Source organism: Amycolatopsis sp. NPDC021455 (assembly GCF_040640995.1).
Taxonomy (GTDB): domain Bacteria; phylum Actinomycetota; class Actinomycetes; order Mycobacteriales; family Pseudonocardiaceae; genus Amycolatopsis.
This window is the reverse complement of record NZ_JBFACT010000044.1, coordinates 48,001-64,061: the sequence shown is the minus strand read 5'-3', so window position 1 is coordinate 64,061 and position 16,061 is coordinate 48,001. Positions and strand designations below refer to the sequence as shown.

General features: G+C 69.0%; 18 protein-coding genes. 5 read left to right on the top strand and 13 right to left on the bottom strand.

The window, feature by feature from the left end; all coding sequences use genetic code 11:
• Positions 1-27: 27 nt before the first annotated feature.
• The 3 genes from AB0G28_RS34300 to AB0G28_RS34290 are packed head-to-tail and all read left to right on the top strand — an operon-like array spanning position 28 to position 2,203.
• On the top strand, positions 28-990 hold the full coding sequence (locus AB0G28_RS34300; RefSeq protein ID WP_361098834.1) for a hypothetical protein: 963 nt from the start codon (positions 28-30) through the stop codon (positions 988-990).
• Entirely contained in the window at positions 987-1,793 is an 807-nt protein-coding gene (locus AB0G28_RS34295) for a hypothetical protein (RefSeq protein WP_361098831.1), read from the top strand. The genes AB0G28_RS34300 and AB0G28_RS34295 overlap by 4 nt, the downstream gene beginning before the upstream one ends.
• Positions 1,790-2,203 (top strand): hypothetical protein, encoded by a 414-nt coding sequence (locus tag AB0G28_RS34290; protein ID WP_361098828.1) that lies wholly within the window; start codon positions 1,790-1,792, stop codon positions 2,201-2,203. Before AB0G28_RS34295 ends, AB0G28_RS34290 begins: the two co-directional genes overlap by 4 nt.
• Before the next feature lie 30 nt (positions 2,204-2,233).
• Here AB0G28_RS34290 and AB0G28_RS34285 read toward each other — a convergent pair whose 3' ends face one another.
• The 13 genes from AB0G28_RS34285 to AB0G28_RS34225 all read right to left on the bottom strand — a co-directional run bounded on the left by AB0G28_RS34285 (position 2,234) and on the right by AB0G28_RS34225 (position 13,769).
• Positions 2,234-2,716: a hypothetical protein gene (locus AB0G28_RS34285; protein ID WP_361098825.1), complete on the bottom strand. Its 483-nt coding sequence runs from the start codon at positions 2,714-2,716 to the stop codon at positions 2,234-2,236.
• The gene (locus AB0G28_RS34280) at positions 2,713-3,183 is read right to left on the bottom strand and encodes a hypothetical protein (protein ID WP_361098822.1); all 471 of its coding nucleotides are present in this window, start codon (positions 3,181-3,183) and stop codon (positions 2,713-2,715) included. Before AB0G28_RS34280 ends, AB0G28_RS34285 begins: the two co-directional genes overlap by 4 nt.
• Before the next feature lie 14 nt (positions 3,184-3,197).
• A complete protein-coding gene (locus AB0G28_RS34275) occupies positions 3,198-4,430 on the bottom strand; it encodes an MCE family protein (protein ID WP_361098819.1) in 1,233 nt (410 codons plus the stop codon).
• Entirely contained in the window at positions 4,427-5,581 is a 1,155-nt protein-coding gene (locus AB0G28_RS34270) for an MCE family protein (RefSeq protein WP_361098816.1), read from the bottom strand. Before AB0G28_RS34270 ends, AB0G28_RS34275 begins: the two co-directional genes overlap by 4 nt.
• Positions 5,578-6,771, bottom strand: coding sequence for an MCE family protein (locus AB0G28_RS34265; RefSeq protein ID WP_361098813.1), 1,194 nt, complete (start codon positions 6,769-6,771; stop codon positions 5,578-5,580). Before AB0G28_RS34265 ends, AB0G28_RS34270 begins: the two co-directional genes overlap by 4 nt.
• On the bottom strand, positions 6,768-7,799 hold the full coding sequence (locus AB0G28_RS34260) for an MCE family protein (RefSeq protein WP_361098810.1): 1,032 nt from the start codon (positions 7,797-7,799) through the stop codon (positions 6,768-6,770). The genes AB0G28_RS34265 and AB0G28_RS34260 overlap by 4 nt, the downstream gene beginning before the upstream one ends.
• Positions 7,796-8,833 carry an MlaD family protein gene (locus AB0G28_RS34255; protein ID WP_361098807.1) on the bottom strand — a complete coding sequence of 346 codons (1,038 nt, stop codon included), beginning with the start codon at positions 8,831-8,833 and terminating at the stop codon, positions 7,796-7,798. Before AB0G28_RS34255 ends, AB0G28_RS34260 begins: the two co-directional genes overlap by 4 nt.
• Complete coding sequence (locus AB0G28_RS34250; protein ID WP_361098804.1) at positions 8,830-10,164, bottom strand: MCE family protein; 1,335 nt, start codon at positions 10,162-10,164, stop codon at positions 8,830-8,832. Before AB0G28_RS34250 ends, AB0G28_RS34255 begins: the two co-directional genes overlap by 4 nt.
• The gene (locus tag AB0G28_RS34245) at positions 10,161-11,009 is read right to left on the bottom strand and encodes an ABC transporter permease (RefSeq protein WP_361098801.1); all 849 of its coding nucleotides are present in this window, start codon (positions 11,007-11,009) and stop codon (positions 10,161-10,163) included. Before AB0G28_RS34245 ends, AB0G28_RS34250 begins: the two co-directional genes overlap by 4 nt.
• A complete protein-coding gene (locus AB0G28_RS34240) occupies positions 11,009-11,797 on the bottom strand; it encodes an ABC transporter permease (protein ID WP_361098798.1) in 789 nt (262 codons plus the stop codon). The genes AB0G28_RS34245 and AB0G28_RS34240 overlap by 1 nt, the downstream gene beginning before the upstream one ends.
• Before the next feature lie 76 nt (positions 11,798-11,873).
• The gene (locus AB0G28_RS34235; RefSeq protein ID WP_361098795.1) at positions 11,874-12,632 is read right to left on the bottom strand and encodes a glucose 1-dehydrogenase; all 759 of its coding nucleotides are present in this window, start codon (positions 12,630-12,632) and stop codon (positions 11,874-11,876) included.
• The gene (locus AB0G28_RS34230; RefSeq protein ID WP_361098792.1) at positions 12,629-13,495 is read right to left on the bottom strand and encodes a 3-oxoacyl-ACP reductase; all 867 of its coding nucleotides are present in this window, start codon (positions 13,493-13,495) and stop codon (positions 12,629-12,631) included. The genes AB0G28_RS34235 and AB0G28_RS34230 overlap by 4 nt, the downstream gene beginning before the upstream one ends.
• An 82-nt stretch (positions 13,496-13,577) precedes the next feature.
• Complete coding sequence (locus AB0G28_RS34225; protein WP_361098789.1) at positions 13,578-13,769, bottom strand: ferredoxin; 192 nt, start codon at positions 13,767-13,769, stop codon at positions 13,578-13,580.
• Positions 13,770-13,839: 70 nt separating this feature from the next.
• On the opposite strand from AB0G28_RS34225, the gene AB0G28_RS34220 reads away from it, so the two are divergent.
• Complete coding sequence (locus AB0G28_RS34220) at positions 13,840-15,003, top strand: acyl-CoA dehydrogenase family protein (RefSeq protein WP_361098786.1); 1,164 nt, start codon at positions 13,840-13,842, stop codon at positions 15,001-15,003.
• A gap of 10 nt (positions 15,004-15,013) precedes the next feature.
• Positions 15,014-16,033, top strand: coding sequence for an acyl-CoA dehydrogenase (locus tag AB0G28_RS34215; protein ID WP_361098783.1), 1,020 nt, complete (start codon positions 15,014-15,016; stop codon positions 16,031-16,033).
• Positions 16,034-16,061: the final 28 nt, after the last annotated feature.

Below are 16,061 nucleotides of genomic sequence, written 5' to 3'. Positions count from 1 at the left end.
CGAACTCGATCCACGGGGAGGAGGGGCATGGCCCGCTCGTACGCCTCGATCTCGCTGATCAGTGCCACAGCCACAGCCGTGCTCGGCGTGGCCGTCAGTATCGCCACCGTTCTCCAGAACGACCTGCCGGCATGGATCTTCGTCGTGGTCCTCACGCTGTCCACGGGACTGATCACCGTAGCCATGGCGTTTTTTCCCCGGCGCAGGACAAGTTCACCACCTACCCTGCGAATCGGCCTGGTGCCGCTTTTCCTGCTGATGATTTCCTTGGTCACCGGCATTGTTCTGATATTCCGCCGCGGATCGGGCCTCCGGTTGCCCCAGACCGCACCAACGGATTCGGCCGTCAACGTCTGGCGCCTCGCGGTCATCGCACTCATCGCCGGGGCGCTGTCCTGCGCCGCACTGGAATTCGTCAAGAAGCTGTCGCCCCTCGCGATTCGGTTCAACCGGAGATCCGTCGTCTCGAGCTTCGGCACGAAGATCGAAGACGACAAATTCCGCTCCGGTGCGGACTTCTCCGAGCTCTCCGGGCTGCCCGGGAAGATCTCCTACGCCGGGAATCTCCGCCAAGTGGCCGCCCAGGTGTCGCAGTCGTTGCGCGAGGAGTGCCGGGCCGACCTCAGCGAAGCGACGGAGGACCGTGATGCACTTCGTCGGTTCATCAGCTCGCTGGGGCCCCAGTGGCCGATGCTCTCACCTCGGCTGGTCGACCGACTCAGTTACGAAGAACTGTTGCAGCTCGCCGACGAACAGATCGAGCGACGGGTCGACGCCTTCCAGATCGAGGCCACGGCACGCTGGCATTCGTCTTTGCGGGCGACATCCGCATTGATCGCCTGCACACTCTCCGGAGCCGGAGCATGGGCGAGCGGCGCGTCGGTACCGGCCATCGCGATCGCTCTCGCGCTCGGCTTGGTCATCGGCGGCCCGGTGTCCTGGACGGTGCGTGACATCATCCGGATCATCGAGCGGGCTGCCCGGAGATGACCGGCCACGACTTCATCCTGACTGTGCGGGAAAAGCCCCGCGGAGGCAGCAGGCGAACCACCATCCTCGAAGATATCCGGCCTCTCGGTGATCAGATCTGGGTCATCTACATCCACGGTTTCAACGTGGACCAAGAGCGAGCGCTGCGCCAAGGACGTACTCTTTGGACCAACCTGTTCGGGGGAAGTCCGCCGAGCCGGGTCCAGAAGGGCGCCTTCCTCTGGCCGAGCGACCGGTACCTCAACCGGTCTTGGTCCAAGATGGCCTACCCCGCAATGATCGATCGTGCAGCCCGCTCTGGTCGGCAACTGGGCGACTACCTCGCCGCGAGGAACCGGGATTCGGCGGTCCTCGTCGGCCATTCCCTGGGCGCCCTGGTGGCTTTGACTGCGGCCGACCGGCTGCGCGGCCGGGGAATCGTGCGCGGTTTCGCCCTGCTCGGCGCCGCGGTGGACGTCGCCGAAATGGTGGACGACGGTTCCTTCACCTTCGTGCCACTTGCTCGCCGTGAGGCGGTCGAGTACAGCCCGTCGGACAAGGTGCTTCGGCAGGTCTTCCGCCTCGGGCAGAAGTTCGCCGGCCCCTACTCCCCCCGCATCGAAGCGGTCGGTCTCAACGGCCAACCCCGGTCACGCGGATGGAAACACCACGACTGCGGATTCGACCACCACACTCATTGGCGCGAGCCCGGCACTGCCGCTGCCGTCGAGTGGGTGTTGAACCACGCGGCTACGGGCCGATCCCCCTCAAGCACCACCCCGGCCGAGCACAATCCCGCTACCCGAGACGCGGAGGGCCCATGAACCGATCCGGCAGCCACCAGGCCATCGACGCATCCCTCAGGAAGTCGATCGCCGAGCACGATCCTCGCCTGGACTCCGCGCTGTTCAACGGTGGCACGGTGCTCGCGCTGGGCGCGACCATCCTGGCGACCGCGGCGAGCTGGCCGGCCGACCTCTCGTGGTTGCCACGCGCACTCACCGGCCTGGCCGCTTTCTTGATCGGCGTCGAACGCGCCTTGAACTTCGGTGAACGCTGGCGCTATCACCGTCGTCTCCGCGACAGCTACCGCTCACTCCACGATCGGTTCACGCTTGCCAGTGAGCTGCCGTCACCGCAGAGCGACGAACTGCTCACGAAGATCATCGACGACCTCGAGAGATTGCGGCGAACCGAGGGAGACATTCCGCGCGGCGGATGGCCACCCGACTGATGACGTGAAGCCCGATCGCCGGCTCGGTTCTCAGAGTGCCGTCAACGTCGCCAGTTTCCAGTGGCCGTCCACCTTCTTCGCCGTCACCGCCAGCTGGGCCACCGACGACGTCGGCGCTCCCCCGCCCTGGGTCACCGTCTGCTGGTCCAGGAACAGGAGCAAATCCGCGGAGTCGCCCCGCAGCGACCGCACTCCCGCCGCCCGGACCGTCGTCGTGCGGGTCAGCTTCTCCGCGACCGCTCGGGTTCGGGCCGAGGCGAACTGGGCCTGGTACTGGCGGACCGCGTCGCCGGTCAGGACCTCCGCCGCCGCTCGCTCGGTGCGGGGCAGGTTCGCGTAGTCGTACGAAAACACCGCCTTGACCGCGTCGCTCACCTCGGCGGACACCGAAGCGGTCGCCGCCTGGTCCACCAGTGCCTGATTGTCGCCCGGGGACAGGGACGCCGTCTCGACACCGAACCACACCGTGCAGCCCAGGGCGAGCGCGATCACCACTGCCAGCACGCGGGTCATGAGCCCGCCGCCTGGACCCCGCTGATCTTCCAGCCGTCCGGGGACCGGGACACGTCCACCGTCAGCCGGTTCATCTTCGGCGTGACCGCTCCGCCGCCCGTCGACACCCGGACGTCCAGTACCGCCAGGAGGCGCGCCGTCCCGCGGGCAGGGTCGATCTCCGTGACCGCCGCCTGCACCAGGGACGCCGACGACACCGTGCGGGCCGTGGTGGCCCGGTCGATCTGCAGCTGACGGTCGCCCGAAAGGTCCTTCCCGTACTGTCCCGTCGTCGCCGCTATCCAGCGGTCCACGTCCGCCGCCGCCGTGCGGTAGTCGATCGTGTTCAACGTGACCAGTGACGGACCCGCCGCCGCCAGCACCGCGTCCCGGTCGCGGCCACGAGCAGCGGAGTCGTCCGAAGCGGCCCGCCACCACGACCAGCCCGAAAACGCCGCCGCCAACACCGACAAGACCGTCACAGCCACCAGGAGACGCAGCTTCACGGCGCGCCCAGCAGCTTGCCCAGCCCACCCGCCGACGGCCCGGTCAGCAGGCTCAGCATGCCCGGAAGCTGAGCCTGCGAAGGCGCCGAAGCGGTCTGCGAAGGCGCCGCGGGAATCGCCGGCGGCTTCCCCGCGTAGGGCGCGTTCTGCGCCCCGCGTACCCCGGTCGGGCTGCCCGGCGGCTCGGCGCAGTAGGCGTTCGTGTTCACCGGCGCTTCCGAAACATCATTGGCCGGACGTTGTTTCGTTCCCTCGTACCCCTTCGTGCACGAAGCCGGGTCGAAGAAGTTGAACACCACGCCCAGGTGACCGGTGCCGTCCGGGGACGTCGACGGCGAGAACGCCGAGATGATCGGGTACGCCACCAGCAGTTCCTCGATGGAGTCCTTGCGGGACGTCGTGATCTGCGCGGTCGTCAGCAGGTTCGCGAACAGCACGCCCAGGTCCGTGCCCGACGCGGCCAGCACGTCGCTGATCTGACGGCTCAGCTGCGGTGCCTGCGCGATCACCCGCCGCAGGTCCGGGTCCGACTTCTTGAGCTGACCCGCGATCGTCTTCAAACCAGCAGCGAAGTCGGTGATGTTCGCCGCCTGGCGTTCCTGGGTGCCCAGCACGATCCGCGAGTTCGCCAGCAGCCCCTGCGTCTGCGGCACGTACTGCGCGGCCACCGCGGTCAGCGATCCCGTGCTGTCCAGCAGCTGCTGCAGTTCCGGTCCCGCACCCGCGAACGCGTTGTACGTCTCGTCGACGACGGTCCGCAACGACTCCGGGTGCACGCTCGCCACGAGGTCGTCCAAATGCGACAGCACCGTGTCCGGCGACGGTGGCAGCGACGTCTTGTCCGCCGTGATCACCGAGCCATCCTTGAGGAACGGGCCGCCGTTGTGCTGCGGGAGCAGGTCGACGAACTGCTCCCCCACCGCCGACCGGTTCGCCACCTGCGCGTGCGCGTCGGCCGGGATGTCCGGCGCGCCCGCGTCGATGTCGAGGGCGACGTCGACGCCGTGCTCGGTGAGCGTCATCGACGTCACCCGGCCGACCGTGACCCCGCGGTAGGCGACCTCGGAGTTGACGAAGATGCCGCCGGAGTCCGTCAGCTGCGCGGTGACGACGTAACCGCGGTTGCCGAACAGCCGGTCCAGCCCGGCGTAGTGCCCGCCGGCGTAGACGACGGACACCACCGCGATGACGACGAACGCGAACAGCTGGACGCGGATCTTGCGGGTCACCGGCCGCCCCCGATCAGGCCGAGCAGCCCGCCCAGCAGGTCGGGGCCCGCGGACTGCGGGACCGAACCCAGGTCGGGCAGGGGCAGCGGTGGCGCGACGGCGGAAGACTGCGCGGACGGCAACGCGATCGGCGGCTGCGACGAGTTCGTGAAGTTCTGGATCAGAACGTCCAGATCGAGGTTCACGTTCGCCTCGACGTTCGCGTAGTCGCCCTTGATCACGTTGCCCGCGTAGTCCGGGAACGGGTAGGTCAGCAGGATCTGCAGCGCGTTCGGCAGGTTCTGACCTGCTTCGCCCAGCTTCGTCAACGTCGGCTGCAGCGCCTTGAGGTTCGCCACGAGCTGGTCACGGCTCTTCGTCACGGTGTCGACCGCGACCCCGGACAGCGTGTTCAGCGCGTTCAGCATGCTCACGAGCTGGTCGCGCTGGTCGGTGACGATCTTCAGGCCCGGCGCGAGGTTGTCGAGCGCGTTGGTCAGGTTCTGCGTCTGGCCCGTCAACGTCTTCGAGAGCTTCCCGAGCCCGTCGATCGCGCGGAGGATCTCGGTCTTGTGCCCGTCCAGCTGAGTCGCCAGATCGTCCACACGCGACAGCAGCGCGCGGATTTCCGGCTCGTTGCCGGACAAGGCGTCGTTGAGTTCGTGGCTGATCTTCTGGATCTGCTCGACGCCGCCGCCGTTGAGCAGCAGCGAAAGCGCGCCGAGCACCTCCTCGACCTCGGGGTTGCGGTTGGTGCGTCCGAGCGGGATCCGCGCGCCGTCGGCCAGTTTCCCGGTGGCCGGTTCGGCCGTGGGCACGCTCAGCTCGACGAACTTCTCGCCCAGCAGGCTGGACTGCTTCAGCTCGGCGCGGGCGTTGGCGGGCAGCGCGATGTCGCCGTTGACGGTCATCGCCACCTGCGCCGACCGCGTGTCCGGGGTCAGCGTGATCTTGTCGACGCGCCCGACCGCGACGTCGTTGACCTTGACGCTCGACTGCGGCACCACGTCCAGCACGTCGGTGAACAGCGCGGTGACGTGGTACGGGTGGTCGCCGACGTCGGCGCCACCCGGCAGCGGCGTGCCGTAGAGGCCGTTGAACCCGCCGTCGCTGCAGCCGGCAAGCACGAGCACCCCGGCCAGCGCGCCGGCGACGCGCTGCCGCCGGTTCACTTCGCACCGCCCGACAGCTGCTCCATCACGTCGACCAGCGGGAGCGGCAACGGCGGCAGCGTCCCGTTCTGCAGCGAGTTGAGCACCTGCGGGATGGACGGCAGCTTCAGGGCCCCGTCGAGGACCGGCGCCAGCTGCTTGCAGATGTTCCCCAAGGTATCGGGAACTTCCTTGGGCGTGAACGAGCTGATCAGCCGGCACACGGTGAGGATCGGCGGGTTGGTCAGCTCGTTGAGGTTGTCGCGGACGGCGATGGTGCCCGACGCCGCGTCGTAGGAGTTGATGAAGTTGGTGGCGCCGGTCGGGGCGATGTCGAGCACCTCGGCGAGCGCGGCGCGCTGGTCGACGAGGACCTTCGACAGCGACGCCAGCTTGTCCACATTGGACTCCAGCGCGGCCTTGTTGTCGTTGACGAACTGCTGGACGTCGCCGAGCGCGCCGCCGAGGGACTGCAGTGCCGCCCCGACGTCGTTCGAGTCGGCGGCGAGGAACTGGCTGACGTCGGCGACACGGCGGTAGAACTCGTTGAGCTGCTGGTCGCTCTGGGCCAGGGCACCGGTGAAGGAGTTCAGGTTCTGCACGGTCGAGAACAGGTCGTCCTTCGAACCGTCGAGGGTCTTCGCCAGCTGAGCCAGCTGACCGACCGTCGAATTCAGCGAAGCCCCATTGCCCTTCAACGTGTTCGCGGCGGTGTCGAGCACACCGGACAGCGCGCCGTCCTTGTTGGCACCATTCGGACCCAACGCCGTCGAGAGCTTGTCCAAGCTCGAGTAGAGGTCGTCCAGTTCCACCGGCGTGGCCGTGCGTTCGCGCGGCAGGACCGTGCCCGAAGCGAGTACAGGGCCGCTGTCATAGGCCGGGGTGAGCTGGACGTACCGGTCGCTGACCAGGCTCGGCGCGACGACGACCGCGCCGACGTCGGCGGGCAGCGGCACGTCGTCGACCCGCATGTCGACGCGGACCGCGTCGCCTTCGGGCGTGACGTCGGTGACCTGCCCGACCGGCACGCCGAGCACCCGCACCGACGAACCCGCGTACAGCCCGACGGTCTTGCCGAAGTAGGCGGACACGACAGTGCCGGTGGACGCACGGAACACCAGGTACAGCCCCGCGGTGACGACCAGCGCGAGGACGCACGCGAACGCCAGCCACGTCACGAGCCGCCGGCCGCGGTAGGTGTGGATGGTCATCGGCCGCCCACCCCCTGGTTCGGCGCCGCGATCGGCGGGGTGCAGCCTTCGGGGTTGATGTGCAGCCCGCCCACGGTGATCGTCGGCGGCAGCAGCCCGCACAGGTAGCCCTCGAACCAGCGGCCGTTGCCGGTGGCGTTGGCGCCGACGCGGGCGAACGGCGCCATCAGCTGCAGGCTCTTCTCGAGGTTGCCCTGGTTGCGCTGCAGGATGTCGGTCACCTTCCCGAGCTTCTCCAGCGTCGGTTTGAGCTGTTCGCGGTTGTCCCGGACCAGCCCGGTCAGCTGCTGCGACAGCTGCTGGGTGCCGGTGAGCAGGGCGTTGATCGCGGCCTTGCGGTTCTGCAGTTCGGTGAGCAGCAGGTTGCCGTCGCTGATCACGCGTTGCAGCTGGGCGTTGCGGTCGGACAGCGTCTTCGAGACCTGGCTCGTGTTGGCGAGGAGGGTGTGCAGGTCGGCGTCACGGGACGAGACGGTGCGAGCCAGCGACGACAGCCCGTTGAGCGTGTCCTTCAGGTACTGCGGGCTGTCCTTGAGGCTGTCGGAAAGTGCGTTGAAGCTGTCCGCGAGCTGTTTCGTGTCGATGTCGCCGACCGTCGTCGACAGCTGTTCGAAGGCGTCCTGCAGCTGGAACGGCGTGCGCGTGCGGGCCTGCGGGATGGTGTCGTTCGGCTCCTGGGCGCCGTCGCCCTTCGGGTCGAGCGCCAGGTACTTCTCCCCCAGCAGGGTCTTGATCTCGATGGACGCCGTCGTCGCGTCGCCGACCCGGACGTCCTTGACCCGGAACTTCACCAGGACCTGCTTGCCCGCGAGTTTCACCGACGACACCGTGCCGACCTTGACGCCGGCGACCTCGACCTCGTTGTCCGGCGCGAGCCCGGCGGACTCGCCGAAGTACGCCGAATACGTCGTGCCGTTGCCGAAGAACGGGAGCTGGTCGGAGAAGTACGTCGTGGCCGTGACGAGCACGATCAGCACGAGCGCGACCGCGCCCACTCCCGCCTGGTTGCGTTCTTTCAGCGGCTTCACGGACCACACCTCTCCGCGCGCTGCGTGCCGGGGATGGGGATGATCGGCAGGGTGATGTCGAGCGAGGAAATGCCGATGGTGCCGGTGATCCCGCACAGGTAGTAGTTGAACCAGCTGCCGTAGCTCAGGGTCCGGGTGAACTTCTGCAGGTTGCCCGGCAGCACCTCCAGGAGGTGGTTGAGCAGCACGCCGGAGTCGCCGAGGTTCTGCGAGAGCGTGCGCAGCTTCGCGACGTCGTCCTTCAGCGCCGGACGCGCGTCGGCCAAGAGCCCGGTGGTCGACACGGCCAGGTCGCCGAGCGCGCTGACCGCGTCGCCGATCGGCTTGCGCTGCTCGGCCAGCCCGCTGACCAGCTTCTGCGTCTGCTCGATCAGGTCGCCGAGCTGCGGGCCGTGGGCGTTGACCGTGCCGAGGACCGTGTTGAGGTTGGCGATGACCTGGCCGATCACCTGGTCCTTGCTCGCGATCGCGCTCGTCAGCGACGCGGTGTGCTGCAGCAGGCTGGTGATCGTGCCGCCCTCGCCCTGGAAGACGCTGATGATCTCGGCCGAGAGCTGGTTGACGTCCTTCGGGCTCAGCGCCTTGAACAGCGGTTTGAAGCCGTTGAACAGCACGGTGAGGTTCAACGCGGGTTTCGTGCGCTCGGGCGGGATCGTGCCGCCGTCCGGGAGCGTCTTGTCGCCCGGGACGTCGGTGCCGAGCGCGAGGTAGCGCTGGCCGACGAGGTTGCGGTACTTGATCGTCGCGGTCACCGTCTCGGGCAGCCGGTAGGCCTGTTCGACGTCGAACCGCACCTGCGCGAGGTTCCGCTCCCCCTCGACGACCTCGATCGCGTCGACCTGCCCGACCTTGACGCCGGCGATGCGGACGTCGTCGCCTTCCTTGAGGCCGGACGCGTCGGTGAACTTGGCCAGGTAACCGGCTGTCTCGCCGAAGTTGGTGTTCGCGATGGTGGCCGCGAGGATCCCGGTGAGCAGCACGGTGACCACCGCGAAGATCCCCAGCTTGATCAGCGACGGGAGGAAACTCCTCACTTCAGCTCCACCTCCGCTCCGCGGTAGAGCGGCCCGACGAGCAGGCCGGCCCAGCCCGGCACGTCACCCGGCGAGGTGCCGAGCGCGGGCGAGGCGAGCAGGTCGATCAGGTCGTTTTCGTAGGCCGAGCCGACGATCGTGCCGTCCCCGCCGACGGCGCCGCCGCCCGCGGTGATCGGGCCGGGCAGCTTCTCGGGCGGGTTCTTCGGCGGCGCGGGCTTGCTCGAGCCGTCCTTGATGGGACCGTCGGGCGGGTACTGCGGCCACACGCCGGGGTGCGGGACGCTCGGGTAGCAGCGCGGGCCGCGCTTGTCCTCGTACTTCGGCTCGTCGACGCCGGGCAGGTACTTGCCGCGGCTGGCGGCGAACTCGATGGTGACCCGGCTGACCTCGGGGTGCGCGGTGCCCTTGCCGAACGCCAGTTCCGCCCGCGGCACGGACTCGGCGAGCTGCCGCAGCAGGCACGGGTACTCGGGCGCGTACTTGGCGAGGACGTCGAGCGTCGGCTGGATCGCCGTGGTGAGCCGGATCAGGTTGTCCTTGTTGACCTGCAGGAAGTTGGTGAGGTCGACGGACGCGGCGGTGACGGTGGCGTAGAGGTCGCTCAGCTGCGCGCGCTGGTCGACGATCGTCCGGCTCGTCGTGGTCAGATCGGACAGCGCCTGCAGGAGATCCGGCGCCGCCTTGTCGTAGGTGTTCGCGACGTTCGCCAGGCCGGTGATGTCGGCCTTGATGTCCGGGAGCGACGGGTTGAGCTTGCCGAGGTAGTCGGACAGGCCGGAGAGGGTCTGCCCGAGCTGCTTGCCGCGGCCGTCGAGCGCGGTCGCCACCGCCGTCAGCGTGCTCGACAGCTTTTCCGGCTGGACGGCCTGCAGCAGCGGCATGACGTCGTCGAGGACCTTCTGCAGTTCGATCGCGGCGCTGCTGCGGTCCTGCGGGATGACGTCGCCGGCCTCGATCGGCCCTTCCTTGTGGTCGGGCAGCTGGAGAGCGACATAGCGCTCGCCGAAGAGCGTCTTCGGGAGCAACCGCGCGGAGACGTTCTTCGGGATGACGTGCGTCTTGTCCGGGTCGAGGGCCAGTTCCAGCTCGGCGTGGTCGCCCTTCGCCACGACCGACCGGACTTCGCCGACGAGCATGCCGCGGACCTTGACGTCGCCGCCGGTGCGCAGCTGGCTGCCGACGCGGTCGGTCTCGAGCTTCACGAGCGTCACGGGCGTGAACGCCTTGTTGTAGACGGCCAGGGTGAGCGTGATGAACAGGGCGGCGACGAGCAGGAAGGCCAGCCCCAGTACCTGGTACCGGAGCCGCTGCCAGAGCTCGCGCCTCATCCCGAGATCCTCACCGTGGTGTTCGCGCCCCAGATCGCCAGGGACAGGAAGAAGTCCAGCACCGAGATCAGCACGATCGACGTCCGCACCGCGCGGCCCACCGCCACGCCGACGCCGGCCGGGCCGCCGCTCGCGGTGAAGCCGTAATAACAATGGGAGAGGATCACGAGCACGCTGAACACGATCACCTTCCCGAACGACCACAGGACGTCGCCGGGTGGCAGGAAGAGCGTGAAGTAGTGGTCGTAGGTGCCCGCGGACTGGCCGTAGAGCCAGATGGTGATCTGCCGGGAGGCGAGGTAGCTCGAGAGCAGGCCGACCGCGTACAGCGGGATGACCGCGGCGACGCCGGCGAGCACCCGGGTGGTCACCAGGTACGGCATGCTGGGCACGCCCATGACTTCCAGGGCGTCGATCTCCTCGGAAATCCGCATCGCGCCGAGCTGGGCGGTGAAACCGCAGCCGACGGTCGCGGACAGCGCGAGCCCGGCCGAGAGCGGCGCGACTTCGCGGGTGTTGAAGTAGGCGGAGATGAACCCGGTGAGCGCGGCCGTGCCGAGCTGGTTGAGCGCGGAATAGCCCTGCAGGCCGACGATGAGACCGGTGAAGAGCGTCATCCCGATCATCACGCCGAGCGTGCCGCCGATGACCGCGAGCCCGCCGGTGCCGAAGCAGACTTCGGTGAGCAGCCGCAGCGTTTCCCGGCTGTAGCGGCGGATCGTGCGCGGAGACCAGGCGAGCGCTTTCGCGGCGAACGCGAGCTGCTTGCCGAGCCCTTCCAGGCTCTGGCCCGGGCGCGCGAGGTACTCGAGCGTCCGGTCGGTGTCCACGGATCCGGCGGTCATCACATCGCCTTCGGCGGGACGATCCGCAGGTAGATCGCGGTGAGCACGACGTTGATCAGGAACAGCAGCAGGAACGTGATGACGACGGCCTGGTTGACCGCGTCGCCGACGCCCTTCGGCCCGCCCGCCGGGTTCAGCCCGCGGAACGCGGCGACGACCCCGGCGACGAAGCCGTACAGCAGCGCCTTGATCTCGCTGATCCAGAGGTCCGGCACCTGCGCGAGGGCGTTGAAGCTGGCCAGGTACGCGCCCGGCGTGCCGCCCTGCAGGACGACGTTGAAGAAGTAGCCGCCGAGCACGCCGACGACGCTGACCAAGCCGTTCAGCAGCACCGAAACCACCATCGCGGCGAGCACGCGCGGCACGATGAGGCGCTGGATCGGGTTGACGCCGAGGACCTCCATCGCGTCGATCTCTTCACGGATCTTGCGCGCGCCGATGTCCGCGCAGACCGCGCTGCCGCCGGCACCCGCGACGAGCAGCGCGGTGATCAGCGGGCTGGCCTGCTGGACGATGGCCAGCGCGCTGGCCGCGCCGGTGAACGACTGGGCGCCGATCTGCGCGGTCAGCGAGCCGAGCTGCAACGCGATCACCGCGCCGAACGGGATCGCCACCAGCGCCGTCGGGAGAATCGTGACGCTGGCGAAGAACCAGCACTGCTGGATCCACTCGCGGGCCTGGAAGGGGCGCTTGAAGATCGCGCGGAGGACCTCCCAGGACAGCGTCGCCAGGCGGCCTACCTGGGTCAGGGCCGCGGTTCCCGGGAGCGTGCCAGTGCTGTCGCTCACCACACCTCCCAGTCGGTCGCCATTGACCTCCGAGTCTTCTCCACACCCGGTAGCCGGTTTTCGTTAGCAGTGTTTACTAGAAATTGAGCGCGTGCGTCGCCGTGGCCCCGCCGTCCGCGATGAACTCCGCTCCCGTGCAGTACGCGCTCTCGTCGCTGGCCAGGAACAACACCAGTTTCGCGACGTCCTCGGGCTGCCCGACCCGCCGCAGCGCGACCTTCTTCCCGACGTACGACATGTCGACTTTCTGCCCGCCCGCCGCGGTCTCGACCATCTTGGTGTCGATCGCGCCGGGGTGCACCGAGTTGACGCGGATGTGCTTCTTGCCGAGCTCCATGGCCGCGACCTTGGTCATCCCGCGGATGGCGAACTTGCTCGCGGTGTACGCGACGAGGTAGGGCATCCCGGCCAGTCCCTCCACAGAGGACACGTTGACGATGGAGCCACCGCCGGCGGCGGTCATCGGTTCAACGACCGAACGCATGCCGAGAAACGCCCCGATCTGGTTCACCCGGATGACGCGCTCGTAGTCGGCCAGCGTCGTCTTGCCGAGCTCGGAGAAATGGAGGATCCCCGCGTTGTTGACCAGCACGTTCGGGGCGCCGAACTCGGTGGTGGCGCGCTCGACCGCGGCCGTCCAGCCGTCCTCGTCGCCGACGTCGAGGTGCTGGTAGACGGCCTGCTCGCCGAGCTCGGCGGCCAGCTGCTTACCCTCGTCGTCCAGGATGTCGGCGATGACCACCTTCGCGCCCTCGGCGACGAACGCGCGGGCGGCGGCCTCGCCCTGCCCGCGGGCAGCCCCGGTGATCAGGGCGATCTTCCCGTCCAGCCTCACGACTCCTCCAGGTTCTCGGTGACGGCGAACATCCGTGCGGGATCGCGTTCGGCGAAGAACGCGCTCACGGTGGTTTCGAGCTCGTCGAGCGCCCAGTGCCGCTCGATCCGCGGCGGCTCGACGAGGGCGACCTGGCCGCCGTGCACCACGAACACCTGGCCGTTGACGTGCTCGGCCGCGGGCGAAGCGAGGTAGGCGACGAACGGGGCGACGTGGTCGACCGAAAGGGGATCGGTGCCGGCTGTAGCGTTCTCAGGGGCGGCACCGAACACGCCCTCGGTCATCGCCGTCCGCGCGCGCGGGCAGATCGCGTTGGCGCGGACGCCGTACTTGGCCAGGCCGCGGGCGGCCGACACGGTGAGTGCGGCGATCCCCGCCTTCGCCGCGGCGTAGTTGGGCTGGCCGGGGGAACCGAAGAGGAACGCCTCCGACGCGGTGTTGACGAGCCGCCCGTAAACCGGCTTCCCGTCCGCTTTGGACTTGTCACGCCAGTACTTGGCGGCGTTGCGGGACAACAGGAAGTGCCCGCGCAGGTGGACGCGGAGCACGGTGTCCCACTCGTCGTCGGACATCGAGAACAGCATGCGGTCGCGCACCACGCCGGCGTTGTTGACCACGATGTCGAGCCCGCCGAGGTCGAGCGCGGCCCGGACGAGCGCGTCGGCCGTGGCCCGCTCCCCGACGTCACCGGCGACCGCGACGGCCTTGCCGCCCGCCGTCTCGATCTCGTCGACGACGTCCTTCGGCTCGCTGATGTCGTTGACGACGACGGTGGCGCCCCGCGCGGCGAGCGCGAGCGCTTCGGCCCGCCCCAGCCCGGCGGCCGCGCCGGTTACGATCGCTGTCCTGCCGGTCAGGCTCACCGCGGGACCTCCTCGTCGAGTCCTGGATCTGGCCTACAGTAGAATCTGTTCTCGTTCGAGGCAACCCTCTGAGTGAACACCGCTAACCAATGGTGAACAGGGCGTTCTTCGGACAGCCTTTGATCGCGTCAGAAACGCGTTCTACCTGGTCGTCCGGCACCGCGCCGGGCCGGATGACGAGTTCTTCGTCGTCGTCCAGGTCGAAGATGTCCGGCGCGAACCCCACGCACACCGCGTTCGCCTCGCAGAGCTGACGGTCGACCCCGATCTCCATGCTTCCTCCGCCACGTGAGTCCTGGTACAACTAGAACAGGTTCTAGTGTAACGCCGGATCGAGGTGACGGGTGCGGATCGACTACACGCCGGAGCAACAGGCCCTGGCGGCCGAGCTTCGGGAGTACTTCGCCGAACTGATGACGCCCGAACGGCGTGCGGGCCTCCGCTCCGGCGGCGGCGAGTACGGCGACGGCGTGGCGTACAAGGAGATCGTGCGGCAGCTGGGCAAGGACGGCTGGCTCGCGCTGGGCTGGCCGAAGGAGTACGGCGGGCAGGACCGGTCGATGCTCGACCAGCTCATCTTCACCGACGAGGCGGCCGTCGCCGGGGTGCCGGTCCCGTTCCTCACGGTGAACACCGTCGGGCCGACCATCATGCGCTACGGCACCGAAGAACAGAAGGCGTTCTACCTGCCGAAGATCGCCGCCGGCGAGCTGCACTTCTCGATCGGCTACTCCGAGCCGGAGGCCGGCACCGACCTGGCGTCGCTGCGGACGCGCGCCGAGCGCGACGGCGACGAGTACGTCGTCACCGGCCAGAAGATGTGGACCAGCCTGATCGAGTACGCCGACTACGTCTGGCTCGCGGTGCGGACCGATCCGGACGCGAAGAAGCACCGCGGGCTGTCGATCCTCATCGTGCCGACGTCCGCGGACGGGTTTTCGTGGACCAAGGTGCACACCGTCGCGGGCGCCGGGACGAGCGCGACCTACTACGACGGCGTGCGCGTGCCGGTGTCGGCGCGCGTCGCCGAGGAGAACGCGGGCTGGCCGCTGATCACCAACCAGCTCAACCACGAGCGCGTCGCGCTGACGTCGTCGGCGCCGATCCGCAAGGCCCTCGCCGACGTGCTGGCGTGGGCGAAGGAGACCGGCGCCATCGACCACGAGTGGGTGCGGGTGAACCTCGCGCGGGTGCACGCGGGCGCGGAGTACCTGAAGCTGCGGAACTGGCGGATCGCCTGGGCGGCCGCGGCGAGCGAGCTCGGCCCGGCGGAGGCGTCGGCGACGAAGGTGTTCGGCACGGAGTTCGCGATCGAGGCCTACCGGCTGCTGATGGAGGTGCTCGGCGCGGCCGCCGTCGTCCGCGAAGGCTCGCCGGGCGCGCTGCTGGCCGGGCGGATCGAGCGGCTGCACCGGTCGGCGCTGATCCTCACCTTCGGCGGCGGCACCAACGAGATCCAGCGGGACATGATCGCCGCCACCGCCCTCGGCCTGCCCGTCACGCGCTAGGAGCGTCGCAATGGACTTCACCCCTTCCGAGGCCTCGGCCGACCTCGCCGCGCTGACCCGGCGGATCCTCGCCGACAAGGTGACCCACACCCCGCACGGCACCGGCGGCTTCGACGCGCCCTCGTGGACGGCGCTCGGCCAGGCGGGCGTGCTCGACGCGGGCCTGCCGTCGTCACTCGGCGGCGGCGGGTTCGGGCTGCTGGAGCAGTGCGCGGTGCTGACCGAGATCGGCCGCGCGGTGGCGGCGGTCCCGTACCTCCCGTCGATCACCATGGCGGCGTCGGCGCTGGCCGAGTTCGGGACACCGCAGCTGGTGGACCGCTGGGTGCTCCCGGTGTTGCGGGGAGAACGTGTTCTCGCGGTGGCGCTGTCCGGGTTCACCGCCTCGGACGGCCGGGTGTCGGGCGCCCGGTCCGCGGTGGCGTCCGGCGCGTTCGCCCACGGCTTCCTGGTGGCCACCCCGGGCGAGACGTTCCTGATCGACGCTTCCGCGTCCGGTGTGTCGGTGCGGCCGCAGCAGACGACCGACCACGCGGACGCCTGTCTCCTGGAACTGTCGGACGTTCCCGGGGTCTCGCTCGGCGACATCGGCGAGTGGCTGCGCCTGCGCGGCACGGTCGGCGTGTGCGCTCAGCAGCTCGGCGTGGTCGAGCGTTCTCTCGAGCTGACGGCCGCGTATGCGGCCGAGCGGAAGCAGTTCGACCACGTCATCGGCGGGTTCCAGGCGGTGCGCCAGCGGCTGGCGGACGCCTACCTCGACGTCGAAGCGGTCCGGTTGACGACGCTGCAGGCGGCGTGGCGGCTGGCGTCGGGCCTCCCGGCCGCGGAAGCCGTCGCGACGGCCAAGTTCTGGGCGGCCGAGGCGGGCCACCGGGTGGCCCACACGACGGTCCACGTCCACGGCGGCGTCGGCATCGACGTCGACCACGTCGTCCACCGCTACTTCGCGGCGGCGAAACGCCTGGAGTTCCAGCTCGGCTCGGCGACTTCCCAGCTCCTCGACCTGGGCACCCTCCTGGCCACCGGCTAGGCGAAGTCCGTGAAGGCCTCCTTACCGG